The 23,860-nt window shown below is 47.2% G+C and carries 21 protein-coding genes; 17 read left to right on the forward strand and 4 right to left on the reverse strand.

Going from position 1 to position 23,860, the window contains the following annotated elements; all coding sequences use genetic code 11:
* Nucleotides 1–11 precede the first annotated feature (11 nt).
* The 7 genes from NQS30_RS00155 (at nt 12) to NQS30_RS00185 (ending at nt 9,177) form a co-directional block, all read left to right on the forward strand.
* Nucleotides 12–878 (forward strand): DUF4097 family beta strand repeat-containing protein, encoded by an 867-nt coding sequence (locus tag NQS30_RS00155; RefSeq protein WP_025285444.1) that lies wholly within the window; start codon nt 12–14, stop codon nt 876–878.
* A gap of 191 nt (nt 879–1,069) precedes the next feature.
* The gene (locus NQS30_RS00160) at nt 1,070–1,768 is read left to right on the forward strand and encodes a response regulator transcription factor (RefSeq protein WP_012118715.1); all 699 of its coding nucleotides are present in this window, start codon (nt 1,070–1,072) and stop codon (nt 1,766–1,768) included.
* Between the two features lies 1 nt (nt 1,769).
* A complete protein-coding gene (locus NQS30_RS00165) occupies nt 1,770–2,705 on the forward strand; it encodes a sensor histidine kinase (protein ID WP_025285443.1) in 936 nt (311 codons plus the stop codon).
* Nucleotides 2,706–2,937: 232 nt separating this feature from the next.
* Nucleotides 2,938–4,224: a Glu/Leu/Phe/Val family dehydrogenase gene (locus tag NQS30_RS00170; protein WP_007407680.1), complete on the forward strand. Its 1,287-nt coding sequence runs from the start codon at nt 2,938–2,940 to the stop codon at nt 4,222–4,224.
* Between the two features lie 208 nt (nt 4,225–4,432).
* On the forward strand, nt 4,433–5,980 hold the full coding sequence (gene pruA, locus NQS30_RS00175; RefSeq protein ID WP_218791412.1) for an L-glutamate gamma-semialdehyde dehydrogenase: 1,548 nt from the start codon (nt 4,433–4,435) through the stop codon (nt 5,978–5,980).
* A gap of 71 nt (nt 5,981–6,051) precedes the next feature.
* Nucleotides 6,052–7,734 (forward strand): M20 family metallopeptidase, encoded by a 1,683-nt coding sequence (locus tag NQS30_RS00180; RefSeq protein ID WP_060562402.1) that lies wholly within the window; start codon nt 6,052–6,054, stop codon nt 7,732–7,734.
* Between the two features lie 24 nt (nt 7,735–7,758).
* A complete protein-coding gene (locus tag NQS30_RS00185) occupies nt 7,759–9,177 on the forward strand; it encodes an amino acid permease (protein WP_012118711.1) in 1,419 nt (472 codons plus the stop codon).
* A gap of 32 nt (nt 9,178–9,209) precedes the next feature.
* Here the strand turns inward: NQS30_RS00185 and NQS30_RS00190 are convergent, their stop codons facing one another.
* Nucleotides 9,210–10,412 (reverse strand): multidrug effflux MFS transporter, encoded by a 1,203-nt coding sequence (locus tag NQS30_RS00190; RefSeq protein WP_167340916.1) that lies wholly within the window; start codon nt 10,410–10,412, stop codon nt 9,210–9,212.
* A gap of 222 nt (nt 10,413–10,634) precedes the next feature.
* Here NQS30_RS00190 and NQS30_RS00195 point away from each other — a divergent pair, with 222 nt between their 5' ends.
* The 7 genes from NQS30_RS00195 to NQS30_RS00225 all read left to right on the forward strand — a co-directional run bounded on the left by NQS30_RS00195 (nt 10,635) and on the right by NQS30_RS00225 (nt 17,932).
* The gene (locus tag NQS30_RS00195; protein WP_218791411.1) at nt 10,635–11,873 is read left to right on the forward strand and encodes an MFS transporter; all 1,239 of its coding nucleotides are present in this window, start codon (nt 10,635–10,637) and stop codon (nt 11,871–11,873) included.
* 160 nt (nt 11,874–12,033) lie between these two features.
* Nucleotides 12,034–12,648 (forward strand): bacilysin biosynthesis protein BacA, encoded by a 615-nt coding sequence (locus NQS30_RS00200; protein WP_003150997.1) that lies wholly within the window; start codon nt 12,034–12,036, stop codon nt 12,646–12,648.
* Nucleotides 12,638–13,348 carry a 3-((4R)-4-hydroxycyclohexa-1,5-dien-1-yl)-2-oxopropanoate isomerase gene (gene bacB, locus NQS30_RS00205; protein WP_003151000.1) on the forward strand — a complete coding sequence of 237 codons (711 nt, stop codon included), beginning with the start codon at nt 12,638–12,640 and terminating at the stop codon, nt 13,346–13,348. The genes NQS30_RS00200 and bacB overlap by 11 nt, the downstream gene beginning before the upstream one ends.
* Nucleotides 13,345–14,106 (forward strand): dihydroanticapsin 7-dehydrogenase, encoded by a 762-nt coding sequence (bacC, locus tag NQS30_RS00210; RefSeq protein WP_007407673.1) that lies wholly within the window; start codon nt 13,345–13,347, stop codon nt 14,104–14,106. The genes bacB and bacC overlap by 4 nt, the downstream gene beginning before the upstream one ends.
* A 17-nt stretch (nt 14,107–14,123) precedes the next feature.
* Nucleotides 14,124–15,542 carry an alanine--anticapsin ligase gene (gene bacD, locus NQS30_RS00215; protein WP_012118706.1) on the forward strand — a complete coding sequence of 473 codons (1,419 nt, stop codon included), beginning with the start codon at nt 14,124–14,126 and terminating at the stop codon, nt 15,540–15,542.
* Nucleotides 15,539–16,720 (forward strand): bacilysin exporter BacE, encoded by a 1,182-nt coding sequence (locus tag NQS30_RS00220; RefSeq protein WP_124692678.1) that lies wholly within the window; start codon nt 15,539–15,541, stop codon nt 16,718–16,720. Before bacD ends, NQS30_RS00220 begins: the two co-directional genes overlap by 4 nt.
* Nucleotides 16,721–16,732: 12 nt before the next feature.
* On the forward strand, nt 16,733–17,932 hold the full coding sequence (locus tag NQS30_RS00225) for a transaminase BacF (protein ID WP_025285436.1): 1,200 nt from the start codon (nt 16,733–16,735) through the stop codon (nt 17,930–17,932).
* Between the two features lie 16 nt (nt 17,933–17,948).
* On the opposite strand, the gene bacG is transcribed toward NQS30_RS00225, so the two are convergent.
* Nucleotides 17,949–18,728 (reverse strand): NADPH-dependent reductase BacG, encoded by a 780-nt coding sequence (bacG, locus tag NQS30_RS00230; protein WP_007407669.1) that lies wholly within the window; start codon nt 18,726–18,728, stop codon nt 17,949–17,951.
* A 119-nt stretch (nt 18,729–18,847) separates the two neighbouring features.
* Entirely contained in the window at nt 18,848–19,612 is a 765-nt protein-coding gene (hemQ, locus tag NQS30_RS00235) for a hydrogen peroxide-dependent heme synthase (RefSeq protein ID WP_003151011.1), read from the reverse strand.
* Nucleotides 19,613–19,873: 261 nt separating this feature from the next.
* Between hemQ and pta the strand changes: the two genes are divergently transcribed.
* The gene (pta, locus tag NQS30_RS00240) at nt 19,874–20,845 is read left to right on the forward strand and encodes a phosphate acetyltransferase (RefSeq protein WP_003151012.1); all 972 of its coding nucleotides are present in this window, start codon (nt 19,874–19,876) and stop codon (nt 20,843–20,845) included.
* 36 nt (nt 20,846–20,881) lie between these two features.
* Here pta and NQS30_RS00245 read toward each other — a convergent pair whose 3' ends face one another.
* The gene (locus tag NQS30_RS00245; RefSeq protein ID WP_072589681.1) at nt 20,882–21,859 is read right to left on the reverse strand and encodes a YeiH family protein; all 978 of its coding nucleotides are present in this window, start codon (nt 21,857–21,859) and stop codon (nt 20,882–20,884) included.
* Between the two features lie 115 nt (nt 21,860–21,974).
* Between NQS30_RS00245 and NQS30_RS00250 the strand changes: the two genes are divergently transcribed.
* Both NQS30_RS00250 and lipL read left to right on the forward strand, forming a co-directional pair.
* Nucleotides 21,975–22,874, forward strand: coding sequence for a cysJI operon transcriptional regulator CysL (locus NQS30_RS00250; RefSeq protein ID WP_039253434.1), 900 nt, complete (start codon nt 21,975–21,977; stop codon nt 22,872–22,874).
* 46 nt (nt 22,875–22,920) lie between these two features.
* Complete coding sequence (lipL, locus tag NQS30_RS00255) at nt 22,921–23,784, forward strand: octanoyl-[GcvH]:protein N-octanoyltransferase (RefSeq protein WP_007407665.1); 864 nt, start codon at nt 22,921–22,923, stop codon at nt 23,782–23,784.
* Nucleotides 23,785–23,860 lie beyond the last annotated feature (76 nt).

Here is a 23,860-nt window from a genome sequence, read left to right on the forward strand (position 1 = left end):
GAAATTATACAATGAAGAAGATTATAGCATCATGTGCAGTGTTAATCGTAATCGGCGGAATTGTTTTAAGCCTTTATAAGACAGATACAAAAAACTTTAAAAAGAACGTGTCCTACAATGTTGAAAAAATTGATACTTTAAAAGTATATACTGACTCATGGGATGTGAAGTTTAAAAAGAGTAATTCAAATAAGGCAACAATATCTGCTGAGGGGAAGAAGAAAGATAAGGTTCCAGTTACATTTCAAGAAAATGGGAGGGGTTTGGTCGTTACTCAAAAAGAACAAAAGAATGGCGGCTTTTTGGATGGATTTACTTTTGGGAAGCAGGGCGGCACAATCTATATTAATGTTCCCGAGTCAGGTATGAACAATATTGAAATAACCAATAAAGATGGGACTATACATTTAAGTGAAATTTCAGCTGAAAATATTGTCGTTGAAAATCATTCCGGTGAGGAAAAAATCAATAATGTTTCGGCTGATAATGGAAAATTTGCATCCAGGGATGGATCGTTAAGTATGGAAAATAGTTCTTTTGAGGAATTAAATATAACATCAGCAAGCGGCGATACCGAGATGAAGGAAATAGATAGTTCCAATGTAAAGATTACCTCTAAAGATGGGACGGTTTCAATCAAGGACATAACAGAGGGAAAATCTTTATCAGTAAATACGAAATCAGGAGATATAGGTGTATCTTATAAAAAAGCGCCAACTTCACTTGCTGTTTTTGCTCAGAGTAATTCTGATGTAACGTTTGATCTAGATGAGCTTAATAAGAGCCATGATGGCGTAAAACTGAAAAAAGGTGAAATTGGCGCGGGAAGTAATAAAGTAAGTCTATCTAGTGAAGATGGTTCGATAAAGGTGAGATAAAAAGAGAAAAACACAAGACAACAATTCCCCCTATTGAAGAATGGTTGTCTTATTTGTTTGTATTTAAAATGTTTTGGAATATTTATCTCCTTTTGTATAAAAAATAATTATAATGAGATTAATTATCTGTATAATGATTGAAATAAACAGTGAATTAAGAATATCAGTTTTATATTTAAGGAGCGGAAAGCTTGGGTTACAAAATATTAATTGTAGAAGACGACCAATTCATAAGCGATATGGTAAGCGAAAGCTTAACGAAAGAAGGGTTTGAAGTAACAGCAGCTTTTAATGGTGAAGAAGCTTTAGACATATTGAACACCCAAAAGTTTGAGGTTATATTGTTGGATTTAATGCTTCCGAAGATAGATGGGATGGAATGTTTAAGAATGATTCGTTCCAAAAGTATGGTTCCCGTTCTTATCATGTCTGCAAAAGATGAAGATGTAGATAAGGCACTTGGTCTCGGCCTCGGGGCTGATGATTATATTTCTAAACCTTTTTCTATGCTGGAGGTAATAGCCAGAATTAAAGCAACCATTAGAAGAGAAAGACACTATAAGAGCTCCCTGTCTTCAAAGGAAGAAAAAATCATTAAAATAGGTGATTTAAGTGTTGACCTGCATGGCTTTTCTGTTAAAAAATTCAATGAAAAGATTAATCTCACGGCAAAAGAATTTAATATTTTAAAACTCTTTATTTCTAATCCTTCACAAGTATATACTAAGTCTCAACTTTATAAATCCGTATGGGAAGATGAGTATCATGGAGATGAGAATGTAATTAATGTTCATATTAGACGGCTTAGAGAGAAAATTGAGGACGATCCATCTCATCCAATGTACATAAAAACTTTGTGGGGAATCGGTTATAAGTTGGGAGATTTTTAAATTGTTTTATATGTTGGTTATTTTATTCATATGCTCTGCAGCAGTAAATATCTTTCTTTTCCGAAGCCGATTAAATCTAAGGACTGAGATTAAATATATAAGAAATAAACTTCGAAAAGTTGTTAATGAAGAGACAGGCGAAAGATTATTGCTTAACACGGAAGATAAATATATAAAATCCTTGTTAATTCAAATAAACCGTCTTTTAGACCATAATCAAAAGATCAAAGGGAACTGCAATAGTATTGAACTGTCCATGCGAAAAATGTTATCAAATATTTCACACGATTTAAAGACGCCTTTAACAGTTATACTAGGTTATATTGAAATTATAAATAACGATAAAAGTCTGACTTCGGAAAAGGTTATGAGTTTACTAAAAACAGTTAATTTAAAAACGGTCGAGGTATTAGCGTTAATAAACCGTTTTTTTGAACTTGTAAAATTAGAGTCAGGAGATAAAAAATTAAATTCTTCACGAATTGACATATGTGAAGTCAGCCGAAAAATAATTTTGGATTACTACGAAATTTTAATTAGCAAAGAATTTGAAGTAGTGATTGATATACCCGATGATTCTGTCTTTGTTAGCGGAGATGAAGATGCAATTGAGAGGGTTCTGAATAATTTAATTACGAATGCAATTCAATATGGTTCCGATGGTAAGATGGTGGGTTTAAAGATCAGAATAACTGATAATGATGTTTTTGTAGAAATATCAGATAAAGGAAAAGGAATAAATGAAATGCATAAAGACCGTGTCTTTGAACGAATGTACACATTGGAGGACTCGAGAAATACCAATTATCAGGGAAGCGGATTGGGGCTGACGATTACTAAGAGATTAGTAGAGCAAATGGGAGGAGGTATATCTCTAAATAGTGTCCCCTTCAAAGAAACAACGTTTTCTGTACGTTTAAGACGTATTAAATTTTAATAAAAGCAGTAAGGTTTCTTCTGTATACGTCTTCAAATCCCCTTTCTCTTTAATCTGAGAGGCTGACAACAGTCTCTTTTTTTTATGCGCAAAAAACCTGGCATGAATCTTGCATATAAAAGGGGCGTAACGACAATGTGAAAGGGATTGATGGGTTTTGGTGTAAAAGCGCTTACATTTTGTTCTGCCGGTAATTGAAGTTTACACGTAAAATACGATGAGGTGATAAAACATGTCAGCCAACCCGATTTCTAAAAGCAATCAGAAAGATGAAGAAAAAGAAGTTCTTAATTTGTTCTTGTCAACACAATCGATCATAAAAGAGGCCCTGCGAAAACTGGGGTACCCTGACAATATGTATGAACTGATGAAAGAGCCGATGCGGCTTTTGACCGTCCGCATCCCTGTCAAAATGGACAATGGCTCAGTACAGGTTTTCACGGGCTACCGCTCACAGCATAATGACGCAGTCGGCCCGACAAAAGGGGGCGTGCGGTTTCATCCGGAAGTCAGTGAAGAAGAGGTTAAGGCGCTTTCCATCTGGATGACTTTAAAATGCGGCATCACAAATCTTCCTTACGGGGGCGGAAAAGGCGGCATCATCTGTGATCCTCGGACGATGTCATTCGGAGAGCTGGAACGGCTGAGCCGCGGATATGTGCGTGCGATCAGCCAGATCGTCGGTCCGACAAAGGATATTCCGGCTCCCGACGTATATACCAACTCGCAAATTATGGCATGGATGATGGACGAATACAGCCGCCTGAGAGAATTTGATTCACCGGGATTCATTACGGGCAAACCGATTGTTCTCGGCGGTTCACAGGGGCGGGAAACGGCGACCGCGCAAGGCGTCACGATTTGTATTGAGGAAGCCGTTAAGAAAAAAGGGATTCCATTGGAAAATGCGCGGATCATCATTCAGGGGTTCGGAAATGCGGGGAGCTTTCTCGCTAAATTTATGCATGACGCCGGCGCCAAGGTGATCGGCATCTCAGACGCCCACGGCGCTTTGTATGACCCTGACGGCCTTGACATTGATTACTTGCTGGATAAGCGGGACAGCTTCGGCACGGTGACGAATCTCTTCTCGGATGTCATAACGAACAGGGAGCTGCTGGAAAAGGACTGTGATATTCTCGTGCCCGCCGCAATCTCCAATCAGATTACGGCTGAAAACGCCCATCACATTAAAGCCTCAATCATTGTGGAGGCGGCAAACGGCCCGACAACGATAGATGCCACGAAAATTCTGAATGAAAGAGGCGTGCTTCTCGTGCCGGATATTTTGGCAAGCGCCGGCGGCGTGACGGTGTCTTATTTTGAATGGGTGCAAAATAATCAAGGCTTTTACTGGTCTGAGGAGGAAGTCGCCGGAAAACTGCGCAGCGTCATGGTGAATTCGTTTGAATCCATTTATCAGACAGCGCATACCCACAAAGTCGATATGCGTTTGGCCGCCTATATGACGGGCATCAGAAAATCGGCTGAAGCGGCCCGGTTCCGCGGCTGGGTATAAGTGTTATCCGCAAAGAGATTTTGCATCAGTTATATAGCAGATCGCAAAATTTCTTTGCATTTTCAGATTACAGCTGACAGATTCGGACAAGCTTCGTCCGCTTTTGGCAGAAGATTTTCTTATTTTTATCACAAATTGCTATGCTGGTATGCTTCTTGCATCATCATAAAGCGTGAGCACACATTACAAAATACGGGGAGGAATTCTAATGACAGTTTCATACGCACACGAACCATTTACAAATTTTCAGGAAGAGACAAATAAACAATCGTTTCAGGAAGCGCTGGCTTATGTGAATTCACAGCTCGGCAAGCATTATCCGCTTATCATCAACGGTGAAGCGATCGAAACGGATAAAAAGATCATTTCCGTCAATCCGGCAGATAAAAAAGAAGTGATCGGTTCTGTATCGGCCGCCGGAAAAGAACTTGCGGAAAAGGCCATGCAGGCTGCGCTGCAGGCATTTCAAACATGGAAAAAAGTACGGCCGGAACACCGCGCGAATGTGCTGTTTAAAGCGGCGGCGATCATCCGCAGAAGAAAGCACGAATTCTCCGCGTATCTAGTGAAAGAAGCGGGAAAACCGTGGAAGGAAGCGGATGCGGATACGGCGGAAGCGATCGACTTTTTAGAGTATTACGCCCGTCAGATGCTGAAACTGAAAGACGGTTCCCCTGTAAAGAGCCGTGACGGAGAATATAATCAGTATCACTATGAGCCGCTTGGGGTGGGAATCGTCATTTCTCCATTCAACTTCCCGCTTGCGATCATGGCGGGAACGGCGGCGGCAGCCATCGTAACAGGCAACACGATACTGCTGAAACCGGCGGATGCGGCGCCTGTCGTGGCGGCGAAATTCGTTGAAGTGATGAAAGAAGCGGGCCTGCCGGACGGCGTGCTTCAATTCATACCGGGCGACGGAGGAGAAATCGGCGACTATCTGGTTGAGCATCCGAAGACGAGATTTGTGTCGTTTACAGGTTCCCGCGCGGTCGGATGCCGCATTTATGAACGCGCCGCAAAAGTACAGCCGGGCCAAAAGTGGCTGAAACGGGTCATTGCCGAAATGGGAGGGAAAGATACGGTGCTTGTAGACAGAGATGCTGATCTTGATCTTGCCGCTTCCTCAATCGTGTATTCCGCCTTCGGATTCTCAGGCCAAAAATGTTCAGCCGGTTCCCGTGCGGTCATCCATCAGGACGTCTATGATGAAGTTGTTGAAAAAGCCGTCGCTTTAACAAAATCACTCACCGTCGGAAGTCCGGAAGATTTTGATACATACATGGGGCCGGTCATCCACGAAGCATCTTATAATAAAGTCATGAGTTATATCGAAATCGGCAAAACAGAAGGAAAACTCCTGACGGGAGGCGAAGGTGATGATTCAAAAGGATACTTTATTCAGCCGACCATTTTTGCGGATGTTGATGAAAACGCCCGCCTGATGCAGGAGGAAATTTTCGGGCCGATCGTCGCGATCTCAAAAGCCCGTGATTTCGACCATATGCTTGAGATTGCCAATAATACCGATTACGGACTGACGGGCGCTCTGTTATCGAAAACCCGCGCGCACATTGAACGCGCCCGCGAAGATTTTCACGTCGGGAATCTATACTTCAACCGCGGATGTACGGGAGCGATTGTCGGATACCAGCCGTTCGGCGGCTTCAATATGTCAGGAACCGATTCAAAAGCCGGAGGACCTGACTATCTGATTCTTCATATGCAGGCAAAAACAACGTCTGAAGCCTATTAATCTTTCGGAAATAGCGCGATGAAAAAGAGAGTCGCGCTATTTTCTCTATATGAGGGTAAGGAGGATGGAACATGTATCAGCAGCTCAGCAAAATGCTTCCGGAGGAGAAAATAGAAGCCATTACGAAATCACTGGTGGCGTTAAACAGCATCAACGGCACATTGGGAGAAGGAAAAAAAGCCGACTATATCAAAGATATGATCAAGAGCTTTCCCTACTTTCAGGAGAATCCGTCACATGTGTGGGAGCAGGCGATTCCTGAGGACCCTTACGGCCGCAAAAATATTTTCGCATTTATTGAGGGAAACGGCGAAAGCCTGAATACGGTCATTTATCACGCTCATCTTGATACGGTCGGCATCGAGGATTTCGGCCCTTTAAAAGATATCGCTTTTGATTCCGACCGTCTCGCGGAGTATTTCTCAAACTATGAATTTGATCGGGATGTGCAGCGGGACGCCCGCTCAGGCGAGTGGATGTTCGGAAGGGGTTCGGTTGATATGCAGAGCGGTATTGCCGTTCATCTCGCCAATCTGCTTCACTTTTCTGAACGGCGCGATCAGCTGCCGGGCCATATTCTGTTCATGGCAAACCCCGATGAAGAAAGCCAGCATTCCGGCATTTTAACCGGCATTTCTGAATTAAAACGGCTGAAACAAGAAAAGCAGCTTCGTTATTTAGCAGCGATTAATAACGATTTTATCACCCCGCTGTATGAGGGTGACACGACAAGGTACATCTACACGGGCGCGGCAGGGAAGCTTTTGCCTTGCTTTGCGATTTACGGGCGGGAGGTGCATGTCGGTGATACGCTGTCCGGCATCGATCCGAATTTGATCGCGTCAGAAATCACCAGAAGAATTCACAACAATATTCATATGGCGGAAAACATTGAAGGGGAGCTTGTGCTTCCGCCGACCTGTCTCTACCAGCGAGACAACAAGGAAGCGTATAACGTGCAGACCGCCGTCAGCAGCTATGTCTATTTTAATTATTTTATATACGAGAAAACCGCCAAAGAAGTCATGGATCAGCTGACCGCCGTGGCTGACGAAGCCTGCAAAGAGACAGAACGAAAATTATCTGATTATTACGACGAATACTGTGAGAGAACGAGCTTGCCGAAAAAAGAGATGTCATGGAACGTTCAAGTGTACAGTCTGGAAGATTACCTGAAAAGGCTGAGAAGCCGCGGGATAGACCCTGCACAGTGTATCGGGCAGGCATTTAAAACATATGAACATCTTGAACTGCGGATGAGATGCTTTAAAGCCGTCGAGGAACTGCAAAAACTCGATCCTGAGCAGGGAGCCAAGGTCATTATTTTCTATGCGCCGCCTTACCTTCCGCACAATTATCTGAAAGAAGAGAGCACACGGGACCGGCTTTTGCAGCATGTCATTCAAGAAGCGGTCGATAAAACAGCGGCGTCAACCGGAGAAACATTCGCCTTTAAAAAGTTTTTCCCTTATTTAGCGGACGGAAGCTTTTTATCGCTGCATGAAACAGACGAGGAGGTCTCCGCCTTTACCGATAATTTTCCGGGCTGGGATGTCATCGGGACGATTCCTTTTAAAGAAATCAGGGAATTGAATATTCCGTCGGTCAATATAGGGGTATACGGAAAGGACGGCCATAAATGGACGGAACGCGTGTACAAGCCGTACACATTCCATGTGCTGCCGGAACTCATTCAGCAGACGACAATGCACCTTTTGCACAGCTACCGATTAGACATACGCACAAATGGCTGACATAACGGAATAAGGGGGATGTATATGCAGGGAGATACCAATCAAACTGAATTGCAGCGCACGATGAAGGGCCGGCATTTGTTTATGATCGCCCTCGGCGGCGTGATCGGGACGGGGCTTTTTCTGGGCTCCGGTTTTACGATCAGTGAAGCGGGACCGATCGGCGCGATATTGGCTTATGTGATCGGCGGATTTTTAATGTATCTGGTGATGCTTTGTTTGGGGGAGCTCGCGGTCGCCATGCCGGTCGCAGGATCATTTCAAGCGTATGCGGCAAAGTTTCTCGGGCCGTCGACGGGTTTTACGATCGGATGGATGTACGCATTCAGCTGGGCCAATACAGTGGGGCTTGAACTGACGTCGGCGGGGATTTTAATGCAGCGGTGGTTTCCGGCCGTTCCGATTTGGGTGTGGTGCCTTGTATTCGGCGTCGTCATTTTTTCCATTAACGCGCTGTCTGCGCGGAGTTTTGCGGAAATGGAATTTTGGTTTTCCAGCATTAAGGTCATGGCCATTGTATTGTTTATTATTCTCGGCTGCGCTGCGGTATTCGGCTTTGTCGGTTTTAACGGCGGGCAGACGGCTCCGTATCTGTCAAACTTTACGACGGACAAAGGGCTTTTCCCGAACGGTGCCCAAGCCGTGCTGTTTACCCTTGTCATGGTGAATTTTTCATTCCAGGGCACCGAACTGGTCGGAATCGCCTCGGGAGAAAGCGAAAATCCGGAAAAGACGCTTCCCCGCTCAATCCGAAACGTCATATGGCGGACGCTGTTTTTCTTCGTGCTGGCGATGTTTGTTCTCGTGTCCATTTTGCCGTACCAAACGGCAGGCGTCATCGAAAGCCCGTTTGTGGCTGTGCTGGATAAAATCGGCGTTCCCTATGCGGCTGATATCATGAACTTTGTCATTCTGACCGCCATGCTGTCGGTGGCGAATTCCGGGCTGTACGCTTCGTCCAGAATGATGTGGTCCCTATCAAAAACTAAGATGGGCCCCGCTTCCTTAACGAAACTGACGAAAAAAGGCGTGCCTCTGAAAGCTCTTTCCATCACCATCGCCATCTCCGGTTTATCCCTGCTGACAAGTGTATTCGCGGCTGAAACGGTGTATGTGTGGCTCATTTCCATCTCCGGTATGATTACCGTCGTCGCGTGGATGTCAATCTGCGCTTCACAATTCGTTTTCCGAAGACGCTTTCTCGCTGAAGGAGGAAATCTGAAAGACCTGGCATTTAAAACGCCTCTTTATCCGATCGTGCCGATTCTCGGATTTTCGGTTTACGGTCTTATCTTAATCAGTCTCATCTTTATCCCCGACCAGCGTATCGGTCTGTACTGCGGCGTCCCGCTGATGATCATCTGTTACGCGTATTATCACTTCGGTATCAAAAAACGCCTGAAGCGTGAGCCGGCTTCTTCGGAAAAAGGCGCTGCCGGATAAGAAAAAAAGCCCTCCGCAAAAAGCGGCGGGCTTTACTTTGTTTTTCGTTTGGCCGACAGCACATAGGATAGAACGGCAAAGAACTGAAAACCGAAAATGCTGACGGCCATCGGCCAGGCATTTTCCTCTCCGGCAATACCGACCAGGGGAGCGGCAGCCGCACCGCCGATAAAGGGCAGAAGTCCGAGAAGAGCCGCAGCGCTTCCCGCGCCTTTCTCTTGTTTCTGCATAGCCAAAGAAAATCCCGTCGTCGTGACGATCCCGACAGAAGAAACAATGATGAATAATGAAATGCAGACCGCCGTCAGGCCTAAACCAAACGCAAGTGATAAAAGCAAAGCGATGCTTCCGATGACGGCGATCAACAGCCCGGAGACAAACAGCTTCCGTTCATCATGTGTTTTGGCCATCCGTCCGGTGATTTGGGTGGCGCATATGATTCCCGCACCGTTTACGGCGAACAGCAGGCTGAACATTTGCGCCGATACGCCGTAGATGTTTTGCAGTACAAACGGCGACCCGGCAATATATGCGAACATGCCGGTCATCACAAATGCCTGGCTGAGCGCAAATCCCATAAACATCCGGTCGCCAAGCAGGCCGCGAAACGTCATCAGCGTCTCCCGGAGTCCGCCGCTTGTCCGCTTTTCCGGCGGGAGTGATTCAGGCAACGCGGTAAGCACGGCGGCAGAAATGATACAGCCGATCACCGCCAGCACGACAAATACGATTTTCCAGCCGGCGAACTGAAGGATAAATCCCCCTGTAATCGGCGCTAAAATCGGCGCCGCCCCATTGACGAGCATCAGTAATGAGAAAAAAGCCGTCAATTCTTTTCCGGAATACATATCGCGTGCGGCCGCCCGTGCGATGACGATTCCGGCCGCCCCGGTGAATCCTTGAATAAACCTCATGACAATTAAAAACGAAACAGAAGGGCTGAAGGCGCATAATAAAGAAGACAGCGTATAAAGCAGCAATGACAGAATGAGCGGCTTCCGGCGCCCGATCATATCACTGAGCGGCCCGACAACGATCTGCCCGACCGCCAGCCCCAAAAGACAAAACGTCAGGCTCAGCTGCGCAAGTGACGCTGTCGTATGAAGATCGGCCGCCACTTCAGGCAAAGCGGGAAGATACATATCGAGCGAAAGCGGCCCGAATGAAGCGAGCGTCCCGAGAATCAGTACCATGCCGAGGCCTGCGCGGGCGGCCTTTGAATCAGCGTTATTCATTCCATGACCCCCACCTTAACAAATGATTCTATCACTATAGCATAACCGGACGACGTATTTTATATCATTTGTTGAATACAAACTAAATATTTTATTTAAAATCTGAATGTAAATAAAAAAACAGAATTAGTTTTCATTTGAAATGTAAAATGGAATATAAGGATGCTAAACTATAAAACAACAAAAGGTAGAAAAGTTTTACGGAAGAGGTGTTCAAAGAGCATGAACAGCAAACAAACCGATCACATCGAAACGAAACGCCGATTTCCGATATGTCTCGCGCTTGCTTTGACATTAGGCGTATTTGCCGCCGGTTCTGAAGAGCTGGTGATTTCTCCGCTGCTTCCGGATTTAGCGCGGGCTTTCAGCTCGGATGTCAGTGTGCTGGCGCTTTCCATCAGTATTTACGGAGTGATGATTTTTATCGGGGCGCCGCTTCTCGTTCCGCTGGGAGATAAATATTCCCGGGAGCTCAGCCTGATGACGGGGCTGCTTATATTTACGGCCGGCACGGTGATCTGCGCGCTGGCGCACAATCTCTTTTTCTTCTTTCTGGGCAGGGCGCTTTCCGGGCTTGCGGCGGGTGCGTTTGTGCCGACAGCTTATGCGGTGGTCGGCGACCGTGTGCCTTATGCGTACCGCGGCAAGGTGATGGGTCTGATCGTGTCAAGCTGGTCGCTCGCTTTGATTTTCGGCGTTCCGATCGGCTCTTTTATCGGCGGCGTTTTAAATTGGCGGTGGACGTTTTGGATTTTCGCCATGATGTCTGTCCTCGTTGCTTCGCTCATTTTCATTGAGGCGCGCCGCAGCACGGCGGATGGGGATAAAACAGAAGAGGAAAACGGACGGCAGGCAGGCACTTTCCGGGATGCGCTGAAGGTGCCCCGTGTCCCTGTATACCTCACGATCACTTTTTTCAACATGATCGGTTTTTACGGCATGTATTCCTTTCTCGGCACATATCTTCACCGCGTGCTGCCGGGGGGAAATACAGCTTCAGGGCTGCTGATCATGGTGTACGGAATCGGTTTTTCCATGAGCGTGTTCACCGGAAAAATCGCAGATAAGGCGGGGAAAATGCGCTCTTTGATCGCAGCATTGGCCGTGATCAGCATATGGCTTTCCTGTCTCGCCTATGCGCCGTCATCAATGCCGTTTTTGGTCATCGGGTTATTCGTCTGGGGATTGATGCAAAGCCTGACGGTGACCTTGCTCAGCACCATTTTAAGTGATTGCTCACAGAGCCGCCGGGGCAAAATCATGGCATTTTACAGTCTGGCGTCCAATTTGGCCGTCACCTTGGGTTCTGCTGTCATGGGTCCGGTCTATGTCGGATACGGATATGCAGCTGTCGGATTTATTTGTGCGGCCGTCACCCTCATCGGCTTTGTCCTCAGCGTTTTCGCATACAGAAGGTATGGGAAATATGAGCATCAGGCCGACCAAACATTGTATCGGTAAAATAAAGTTTCTATAATTTTATAAATGTTAATTTTAACACCCTATGTCATAGGGTGTTTTCTAATATATAGGAATAATTATCAATATTTTCAAATAATATTGACAGCTTGAACATCTATGGATAATATTTACTTAAAATTTAACAGATTGGTTGGTGCTCATGATTATATTGGATAATAGCATTCAAACAAAAAGCAAGGCTTATTCAATATCTAAACTGATTACGATCAACACGCTCGGTCCTGAAGGGACAAGCAGTGAGTACGCAGCAAAAAACTTCATCACCAATTTTACCCTTCTCCAAGGGGTGAACAGCAAATTATCACTGCATGATACATTTGAATCGTGCATTGAAAAAACGCTTCAAAGTCCGCTGGAATACACAATTGTGCCTCACGCGTATGACGGCATTAAGCACTTCTACATGAGACCGGATCTGCAGCTTCTGCAAATTTTCAGGTGCGACACCCCGATGTACGGCCTGGCTGTCCGGCCCGGTTTTGAATATACGGATGACATGCTTGATAAGACTGTCATCGTATCCCACCCGTCTCCTATCAATTTGATTAAGTATTTTACCCGTAAAGATGTCACGTTTGATCTGGTGAACTCAACGAGCGCAGCCGCGAAAAGAGTGAAGGACGGTTTGTCCGACATCGCGCTGACAAATGAGCTGGCCAGACAAAAGTACGGCCTTCACTTTGTCAAAACATTTAAAAGCATTCCCATGAGCTGGTCATTATTCGGAAAAGGAGAGATTCATGATGAAAACTGAACAAGATTTGCAGGAACTTTATTTCCCGACGCCTAAATTAATAGAATGGGATAACGGAGTAAGACAATATTCGTCCGTCAGAGGAGATACGGAAGTTCTGCTTTCTTACGTTCCGCCGCATACAAACGTGGAACCGCATCAGCATAAGGAAGTCCAAATCGGCCTTGTCGTTTCCGGGGAGCTGTCCATGACTGTCGGAGATGTCACAAGAAAGATGACAGCGCTGGAATCAGCCTATATCGCGCCTCCTAATGTGCCTCACGGCGCAAGAAATGAGACGGATCAAGAAGTGATCGCCATTGATATTAAACGCCTGAAAGCCGGTGAAACCTACACAAGCCCTGAAGATTATTTTTTGAATATTTTTAAAACGAGAGACTTATTGCCCGGTATGGAAGTCACGTTCTTCGTGGAAGACTGGGTGGAAATCATGCTTGCCAACATTCCGGGCAACGGGGGAGAAATGCCGTTCCATAAACACCGCAATGAACAGATCGGCATCTGCATCGGCGGCGGCTATGATATGACCATTGAAGGCTGCAAAGTGGATATGACATTCGGCACAGCTTATTTCTGCGATCCGAGAGAAGATCACGGCGCCATCAACAGATTTGAAAAAGATTCAAAATCAGTCAATATCTTTTTCCCTCCGCGCTATAACAGAGCAAAAGCGAAAAAATTAGAGGCGAAAGAGTCATGAACCTGACGGATAAAACCGTCCTCATCACAGGGGGCGCATCAGGCATCGGTTATGCCGCGGTTCAGGCGTTTCTGAATCAGCAGGCGAATGTGGTCGTCGCGGATATTGATGAGGCGCAGGGAGAAGCGATGATCAGGAAAGAAAACAATGACAGGCTGCATTTTGTGCAGACGGATATTACAGATGAGCCGGCATGTCAAAACGCCATCCGGTCAGCGGCGGACAAGTTCGGCGGATTGGACGTGTTAATCAATAACGCCGGCATCGAAATTGTCGCCCCGATTCATGAGATGGAGCTGAGCGATTGGAACAAGGTGCTCAACGTCAATCTGACGGGCATGTTTCTTATGAGCAAGCACGCGCTCAAGTATATGCTCAAAAGCGGCAAGGGCAATATCATTAACACGTGCTCCGTCGGAGGAGTCGTTGCATGGCCCGACATTCCCGCATATAACGCCTCTAAAGGCGGCGTATTGCAGCTGACGCGTTCGATGGCCGTCGATTACGCCAAACACAACATCCGCGTCAATTGCGTGTGCCCGGGAATCATTGACACACCTTTGAATGAAAAGTCGTTCCTTGAAAACAACGAAGGCACGCTTGAAGAAATCAAAAAAGAAAAAGCGAAAGTCAATCCGCTGCTGAGACTCGGCAAGCCTGAAGAAATAGCGAACGTCATGCTGTTTCTCGCGTCGGATTTATCAAGCTATATGACCGGAAGCGCGATCACCGCAGACGGTGGATACACCGCACAATAGAGAAGGAGTGTTTACATATGGAGAGAAAAACAGTATTGGTTATCGCTGACCTTGGGGGATGCCCGCCGCATATGTTTTACAAAAGCGCAGCCGAAAAATACAACCTCGTCAGCTTTATTCCGAGACCTTTTGCAATTACAGCCTCTCATGCGGCATTAATTGAAAAATACTCGGTCGCGGTCATAAAAGATAAAGACTATTTTAAGAGTCTGGCTGATTTTGAGCATCCCGATTCGATTTACTGGGCTCATGAAGATCATGACAAACCTGAGGAAGAAGTAGTCGAAGAAATCGTCAAGGTGGCCGGCATGTTCGCGGTTGACGCCATTACGACCAACAATGAACTGTTTATCGCTCCGATGGCAAAAGCGTGTGAACGTCTCGGCCTGCGGGGAGCGGGCGTACAGGCCGCTGAAAATGCCAGAGATAAAAACAAAATGAGAGCCGCTTTCAACCGGGCCGGCGTCAAGTCTATCAAAAACAGACGGGTGACGACGCTGGAAGATTTCCGCGCCGCGCTTCAGGAAATCGGAACGCCGCTCATTCTGAAGCCTACATATCTGGCGAGCTCCATCGGCGTGACGCTCATCAAAGAGAGGGAAACGGCAGAAGCCGAATTTAACAGAGTCAATGAATACCTGAAGTCGATTAACGTACCGAAAGCGGTCACGTTTGAAGCGCCGTTTATCGCGGAAGAATTTTTGCAGGGCGAGTATGACGACTGGTACGAAACAAGCGGTTATTCCGACTATATCAGCATAGAAGGCATCATGGCCGACGGAGAATACTTCCCTGTCGCAATTCATGATAAAACACCGCAAATCGGATTCACGGAGACATCGCATATTACGCCGTCCATCCTGGATGATGACGCGAAGCGGAAAATCGTCGAAGCAGCCAAAAAGGCGAATGAAGGACTCGGCCTCGAAAACTGCGCAACACATACAGAGATTAAATTAATGAAAAACCGGGAAGCCGGACTGATTGAATCAGCGGCACGATTTGCGGGCTGGAACATGATTCCGAATATTAAAAAGGTCTTCGGCGTCGATATGGCGCAGCTGTTATTGGATGTTCTCTGTTTCGGAAAAGAAGCCGATCTGCCGAAAGGATTATTGGAGCAGGAGCCATGCTATGTCGCCGACTGCCACTTGTATCCTCAGCATTTCAAAGAGAACGGCCAGCTGCCTGAGACGGCTGTCGATTTCGTCATTGAAAGCATTGACATTCCCGACGGCGTCTTAAAGGGAGACACCGAAATCGTTTCTTTCTCGGCGGCCGAGGCGGGTACATCCGTGGATCTGCGGCTGTTCGAAGCGTTCAACAGCATTGCGGCGTTCGAGCTGAAAGGAAGCAATTCGGGTGACGTGGCCGAATCAATCAAACAAATTCAGCAGCAGGCGAAGCTGACTGCAAAGTATGCGTTACCGGTATGAAACAGCTGAAACCGAACTCTAAGTATTTGCTTTTCGGGCAGGCGCTTTCGTTTATGGGAGACTATTGCGTTCTCCCGGCTCTGCTCATTTTGTCTACATACTATCACGACTACTGGGTGACGTCCGGCGTCATCGCGGTCCGCAGTATTCCGATGGTGTTTCAGCCGTTTTTAGGCGTGCTCGTGGACCGGCTCGACAGGGTGAAAATCATGCTGTGGACGGATGTGATCAGAGGCGTCATCTTTTTGGGGCTGACATTTCTCCCGAAAGGCGAATATCCGCTGCTTTTTCTGGCGCTGCTGTTTGTTTCTTACGGAAGCGGCGTGTTTTTTAACCCGGCACGTCTCGCGGTCATGTCGTCTTTAGAAGCGGATATTAAAAATATCAACACTTTGTTTGCAAAAGCCACGACGATTTCGATTATTGTCGGCGCTGCAGCCGGCGGACTTTTTCTGTTAGGCGGTTCTGTGGAGCTTGCCGTCGCCTTTAACGGGGTGACCTATCTTGTCTCCGCGTTTTTCATCAGCCGCATTAAGCTTCAATACGTGCCGATTCAGTCAGAAAACGTGAGAGAAGCTTTTCAGTCGTTTAAAGAAGGCCTGAAGGAAATCAAAACAAATGCTTTTGTGTTAAACGCCATGTTCACGATGATTACGATGGCGCTTTTGTGGGGTGTCGTCTACAGCTATTTCCCGATTGTCAGCCGCTTTTTAGGCGACGGGGAAATTGGAAATTTCATCCTGACGTTCTGTATCGGCTTCGGCGGCTTTATCGGCGCCGGTCTTGTCAGCAAATGGGGCTTTAACAACAATAAAGGGCTGATGTATTTTACAGTGTTATCGATCGTCTCGCTTGAGCTGTTTTTGTTTACCCCGATTTTCGCCGTGTCAGTCATTGCCGCCATTCTTTTCTTTATCGCAATGGAATACGGTGAGGTGCTGGCGAAGGTCAAAGTTCAGGAGAACGCGGCAAACCAGATTCAGGGCCGGATCTTTTCGGTGGCGGAGGCGTCCATCGGATTGTGCATCGCCGTCGGTTCCATGCTGATCAACATTGTAGACGCGGCAGTCATCATGGCGTTTATCGTCCTTTTGGTCAGCGGGCTGTTTCTGCATACAAAACTGGTCAATAAATCCTTTTCAGAACGGAATAACGAATCAGAGCAAATTCATTTATAAGGAGCCTTTCAGATGGAAATCATACCGTCCGACGTCATCAAGACACTTCCGAAACAGGAATTTTCGCTCGTTTTTCAAAAGGTAAAAGAGTTGGAGAAAACGGGAGCCCAGATCATTAATCTCGGGCAGGGGAATCCCGATCTCCCCACACCGCCGCATATCGTTGAAACCTTGCGGGAGGCTGCGCTGAATCCTTCGTATCACGGATACGGCCCGTTCAGAGGCTATCCGTTTCTGAAAGAAGCCATCGCGGAATTTTATGAGAGAGAGTACGGGGTATCGGTCAATCCGGAGACAGAAGTCGCGCTGTTCGGCGGAGGGAAAGCTGGTTTGTACGTTTTGACGCAATGCCTGCTGAATCCCGGCGATATCGCCTTAGTCCCGAACCCCGGCTACCCTGAGTATTTATCGGGCATTACAATGGCCAGAGCGGAGCTGCATGAGATGCCGCTTCATCCGGAAAACGGCTATTTGCCGGATTTTGAGCGGATTGATCCCGCCGTCCTGAAAAAAGCCAAGCTGATGTTTTTGAATTACCCGAATAACCCGACGGGCGCGACTGCGGATCAGGCGTTTTATGAAAAAGCGGCAGCGTTTGCAAAAAAACATGACATCCACCTTATTCACGATTTTGCATACGGCGCGTTCGAATTTGATCAGAATCCGGCCAGCTTTCTTCAGGCGAAAGAAGCGAAAACGGTCGGCGCGGAGCTTTATTCATTTTCGAAAACCTTCAATATGGCAGGCTGGAGAATGGCATTTGCCGTGGGGAATGAGAAAATCATTCAGGCGGTCAATGAGTTTCAGGATCACGTCTTCGTCGGCATGTTCGGCGGTCTTCAGCAGGCGGCAGCGGCGGCGCTGTCAGGAAATCCTGAGCATACGGAGCGTCTGAAGCGCACATATAAAGAACGGATTGACTTTTTCACGGGGTTATGTGAAAAGGAATTAGGCTGGAGCATTGAAAAACCGAAAGGGACTTTTTATGTATGGGCTGAAATTCCGAATGAATTCGAGTCTTCACACCAGTTTTCGGACTATTTGCTGGAGCATGCCCATGTTGTCGTGACGCCCGGCGAGATTTTCGGCAGCGGCGGAAAGCGTTATGTCAGAATATCAATGGTGGCAAAACAGGGTGATTTAAGGGAATTCGTGCTGCGGATTCAAAAGCTCGGTTTGTCCTTTCCTTCATTACAAGAAACATCCCGCTGAGAGCGGGATGTTTTTATTATATGCTTTTCATGCTGCCGCCGTCGGCTGATACTTGCTGTCCGGTAATATAGGAGGCTTCTTCAGAGGCAAGAAAGGCAGCCAGCGCCGCGGTTTCTTCCGCAGTTCCGACACGCTTCATCGGGACGCCTGAGGCAATCCGTTCTTCCGCTTCCGCTTTAGAAATGCCGTTTTGCTTCATGACATTCTTCACGAATTGGTGATAACGGTCTGTGGCGATAAACCCGGGATTCAGACAGTTGACAGTAATGTGAAAAGGCGCAAGCTGAATGGCGATGTTTTTGCTGGCATTAATTAAAGCGGCGTTCATCATGCTGTTGGTAAACATATTGGCGCCGGGTTCTTTCCATAGGTTTCCGACGATATTAATGATTCTGCCGAATTCGTGCTGTTTCATGATTGCTGCGGCCGTTTTCATAGAGTCGATATAGGCGATCGTTTTATTCGTAAAGGTATTTGTCATATCCTCTATATCGCAGTTTTCAAAGGTATCCGGCGAGCCGCCCGGAATGTTGTTGATCAATACATCAAGCCGTCCGCATTGTGATCTGATCTCTTCAAAAATGCCGGCTCTTGTCTTCTGATCCGACATATCCCCGGCCAGAACGGTGACGCCCGCATCCGGATGTTTGGCGAGGATCTCTTCTTTTACCGATTCGATATTTTCGGGAACTCGTGAATTAATGACGGTATGAAAGCCATTGTCCGCCAGTTTCAGAGCGATCGCTTTGCCGATCCCCTGACTGGCTCCCATAATAAACGCGGTTCGTTTTGACAACTGTCTGCACCCCTTTACCAAAATGGAATCTCCTTTACATCGTAAAAAAAAATGATAAAAATAGCAAATTTTATTTAAATTCTGACAAAGGAAAAACCCGCCGGACAGGCGGGTGGGTGTTACACGTGCAAAAACTTCGGAAGCGTGTCGAGAGACAAGCGGTTTCCGACAAAAAATGAACCGAATTCGCCGTAGCGCGCGCTGACTTCATCAAAGCGCATTTCGTAAACAAGTTTTTTGAACTGAAGCACATCATCGCTGAAGAGCGTGACGCCCCATTCGTAATCGTCAAAACCGACAGATCCCGTGATAATCTGTTTGACTTTGCCGGCATAGCTCCGTCCGATCAAGCCGTGGCTTCTCATCAGGTTTCTGCGTTCATCCATAGAAAGCATGTACCAGTTGTCATTGCCGCTTCTTCTTTTATCCATCGGATAGAAGCAGACGTATTTCGCTTCAGGCAGCTCAGGATACAGGCGGGCGCGGACATGCGGATTTTCATACGGATCGCCTTCTCCGCTTGCGAGGTAGTTGCTCAGCTCAACCACGGACACGTAAGAATAAGCCGGGATTGTAAATTCAGCAAGCTTTGATTTGTTAAATTCAAGCTCGATTTCGTTCAGCTCTTCCATTGTCGGGCGAAGAATCATCAGCATAAAATCAGCTTTCTGTCCGACGATGCTGTAGATGGTTTGAGAGCCTTTGCCTTCTTTTTGGGCGACGCCCCATTTTTCAAGCAGTCCCGTAAATTCGTGAATAATCGACAGGCGCTCATCGCTGGATAACATCTTCCATGACGTCCAGTCCATTGTGCGGAAATCGTGAAGCGCGTACCAGCCGTCAAGCGTTTGGGCGGCTTCGTTCGTTTTTTGCTGCTCACTCATGTATCTTCACTCCTATATCTTTTCATTACATTGATGCCTTCACTATATCACAGTTTAACCGTTTCGGCTGTGGAGAAACCTTGAATAATCCGAAGCCTTGTGTCAGAAACTATGCCGTGAACAAACGGTCAATTAAATTAGTTAGAAAAATAAGATTTCTTTTTGAAAGCGCTATAATAGAAGTTGGTTATTTGAATTTAGCTGGAAGAAGAGTATGCTGTAAAAGTAAGCGTTTTTTGTCAACATAGAGGAGGGTATATCGTGGCAGATTTATTTACAAAAGTACAAGAAAAAGTCGCAGGAAAAGATGTGAAAATCGTATTTCCTGAAGGGTTGGACGAACGTATCCTGGTTGCGGTCAACAACTTGGCGGGCAACAAGGTATTAAAGCCGATCGTAGTCGGCAATAAAGAAGACATTCAAGCAAAAGCGAAAGAATTAAATCTTACGCTTGACGGCGTGGACATTTTTGACCCGCATACATATGAAGGCATGGAAGAACTCGTTCAGGCTTTCGTAGAACGCCGCAAAGGCAAAGCGACGGAAGAACAGGCCCGCAAAGCTTTGCTGGACGAAAACTATTTCGGCACGATGCTTGTGTACAAAGGTCTCGCAGACGGACTTGTCAGCGGAGCTGCACATTCTACTGCTGATACGGTGCGCCCTGCACTGCAAATCATCAAAACAAAAGAAGGCGTGAAAAAAACATCAGGCGTCTTCATCATGGCCCGCGGTGACGAGCAGTATGTGTTCGCTGATTGCGCGATCAACATTGCTCCTGACAGTCAGGACCTTGCCGAAATCGCCATTGAAAGCGCCAATACGGCTCAAATGTTTGACATTGACCCGCGCGTTGCCATGCTCAGCTTCTCTACAAAAGGATCGGCGAAATCAGACGAGACGGACAAAGTGGCTGAAGCGGTGAAAATTGCGAAGGAAAAAGCGCCTGAGCTTACGCTTGACGGCGAATTCCAATTCGACGCTGCATTTGTGCCGTCTGTCGCGGAGAAAAAAGCGCCGGACTCCGACATTAAAGGAGACGCGAATGTATTTGTATTCCCAAGCCTTGAAGCAGGAAACATCGGCTACAAAATCGCTCAGCGCTTAGGCGGCTTTGAAGCGGTCGGACCGATTCTGCAAGGATTGAATATGCCTGTAAACGATCTTTCCAGAGGATGTAATGCGGAAGACGTCTACAATCTTGCGTTAATTACGGCTGCTCAAGCGCTGTAATCCGCAAAAGCCGGCCTTTACGAGGGCCGGCTTTTTTTATAGAAAAAACGTCACTGCGGCCCAGCCGAACAGGGACAAACAGAGAGAACCGATCAAGCCTGCTGCGAGCGCCCGCCAGCCGTTATGACGAAACGCCGATATATGGACTTTCAAACCGAGACCCGCCATCGCCATGCCGATTAAAACATAAGACACTTGAACAAGAAACGCGGAAAACGAGGCTGAAATAACGCCTGATGTATGGATGGCGCTCATTCCGAGAAATCCGAAGATAAACCAAGGGATGGGGAGCGAAGCGGCAGAAGCCGTCTTTGACTTTCCGCTGCGGCGCGCCCGCATTCCGAGCATGAATGCGGCCGGGACGAGCAGCGCGACCCGGGTCAGTTTGACGATCACCGCCATCTCGACGGCTGCTTTTCCTCCGGCGCTGCCGGCCGCCGCCGCATGCGCCACCTCGTGAAGCGTTGCCCCGCAAAAGGCTCCGTAAGCCGCAGGAGAAAAGCCCAATCCATGATAAGCAAGAGAATATACAACAGTAAAAACGGTTCCTAATAACGAAACGGCGGCCGCGCTGATGGCGGCTGCATTTTCATTTGATCTGATCTGCGGCGCGATCGCGGCAATGGCAGCCGCCCCGCAGATCGCTGTGCCGCAGGCTGTCAGCGTGCTGAGTGTCTGATCTATACGGAACAGCCGGGACAGTCCGTATACAACGGCACCCGCAAACATCATACAGCAGACGGCAATTGCAAATACGTGCCAGCCCGCATGATAGATATCCGCCAGATTCAGTCTCATGCCAAGCAGGATGATGCCTGCTTTCAGCAAGTATTTGCTTGAGAACGCGATCCCCGGCTCTAATGCCGCCCGCTGTCCGAATACGGCGCGCCAGAGCATGCCGATCAGCATTGCAAGGACAAGCATTCCGAACATATGAAAAAACGGCAGGCGGCTGACATAGAAAGCCGCAAACGCAATTCCTGCGGTAACTGAAACACCTTTTACCATCTTCATCTCAGTCACTTCCCATTATCTTGATAACTCCACTTTACTGCGGTCTTAATCATTAGTAAAATATATTTATATGATCTAAACGATTAGGAAAAATAATAATTAGGGGCGATGCTTTTTGTATTATGGGGAACTGAAAACATTCATTGCCGTCGTGGAAGAAAAAAACTTTACAAAGGCGGCGCAGAAGCTGATGATTTCTCAGCCGAGCGTCAGCCTTCACATTAAAAACCTGGAGAAAGAATTTCAAACCGCCTTGCTGAACCGCTCTCCGAAGCACTTTACGACTACACCGACGGGGGACATTCTCTATCAGCGCGCCAAGCAGATGGTCTTTTTGTACGAACAGGCGAAATCCGAAATTTACGCCCATCATCATTATGTCAAAGGGAAGCTCAAAATCGCCGCGAGCTTTACCATCGGCGAATATATTCTGCCGCCGCTTCTCGCAAAGCTTCATAACGAGTATCCCGAGCTGAACCTGGACGTCATGATCGGAAACACGGAGGAGGTCAGCGAAGCGGTTCGGATGCTTCAAGCCGATATCGGATTAATTGAAGGGCATACGGGGAAAAACGAGCTCGACATTCAGCCGTTTATGGAGGATGAATTGTGCATTGCCGCACCGAACGGACACCCGCTCGCCGACAGAAAAAACATCCCGGCTGCCGAATTGCAAAATCAAGCGTGGGTGACGAGGGAGAAGGGTTCGGGAACGAGGGAATATTTAGACCACGTCCTTCAATCAAACGGACTGCGGCCGAAATCCATGATGACGATCAGCAGCAACCAGGGCGTCAAAGAAGCCGTGATCAGCGGAATGGGTCTTTCCGTTCTGTCAAAAAGCGTGCTGCAAAAGGATCTGCTTCACGGCAGCATTTCCGTGCTTGAGATAAAAGGATTCTCCTTAAAACGGAAACTGTCTATCATCCAATCTTCCATTATGGAGAACACAAAAAACAAAGAAATCTTCATTGCTCTTTTGAAAAGCCAATTTCAATCATCACAAGCGGAGTGATATAATAAATGCATGGAAAGCCTATGACGAAAGGGATTTAATATAGATGGGAAAGCAACCGATTGATTTACTGATGCAGCCGAGCTGGAGAATCATTGACCAATCCAGCCTCGGCCCTTATTTTGATGCGAAGCAGTCATTCGCAATGGATGATACGCTGTGCGCCTCCGTAGGCAAAGGGGAATCGCCTGCGACAGCACGCTCTTGGGTGCACCACCGGACGATCGTGCTCGGCATTCAGGACACGCGCCTGCCGTTTTTAGAGGACGGCGTGAAATTGCTGGAGGACGAAGGCTACCGTGTCATTGTCCGCAATTCCGGAGGCCTCGCCGTCGTACTGGACGAAGGCGTATTGAATATCTCGCTTATTTTTGAAGACGAGAAAAAAGGCATCGACATCGACAGAGGCTACGAGGCGATGACAGAGCTGGTGCGGCGGATGCTGCGTCCGCACCATGCCGAAATTGAAGCATATGAAATTAAAGGATCGTACTGTCCGGGCAGCTATGATCTCAGCATCGGCGGCCGAAAATTCGCGGGAATCTCACAAAGACGCCTGCGGGGCGGAACCGCGGTTCAGATTTACCTCTGCGCCGATAAAAGCGGAAGCGAACGCGCCGATCTGATCAGACGTTTCTATCAAGCCGCTTTAAAAGACAAAAGCAACGATACAAAAGGCGTATATCCCGATATCCGGCCCGAAACGATGGCTTCATTAAGCGAATTGCTGCAAACGGACATTACCGTGCAAGACTTAATGCTGGCGCTTTTGACTGAACTGAAGGAACTCAGCGGACGCCTGTATGCAGCCGGATTATCGCCGGAAGAGGAAATGGTATTTGAAAAAAATCTGACCCGAATGCTGGAACGGAATGAGAAGGTGTTCGGCACGCAGGAAAGCTTGGACTAAGTCCGGGCTTTTTTGTTTTTGGTAATTATATACTATTTAGTTATAGTGAAAAAGAATCGTTATATCAAAACTAGTT

Origin of the sequence: Bacillus sp. B1(2022), assembly GCF_040259625.1 — a bacterium.
In the GTDB taxonomy this organism is placed as follows: domain Bacteria; phylum Bacillota; class Bacilli; order Bacillales; family Bacillaceae; genus Bacillus; species Bacillus velezensis.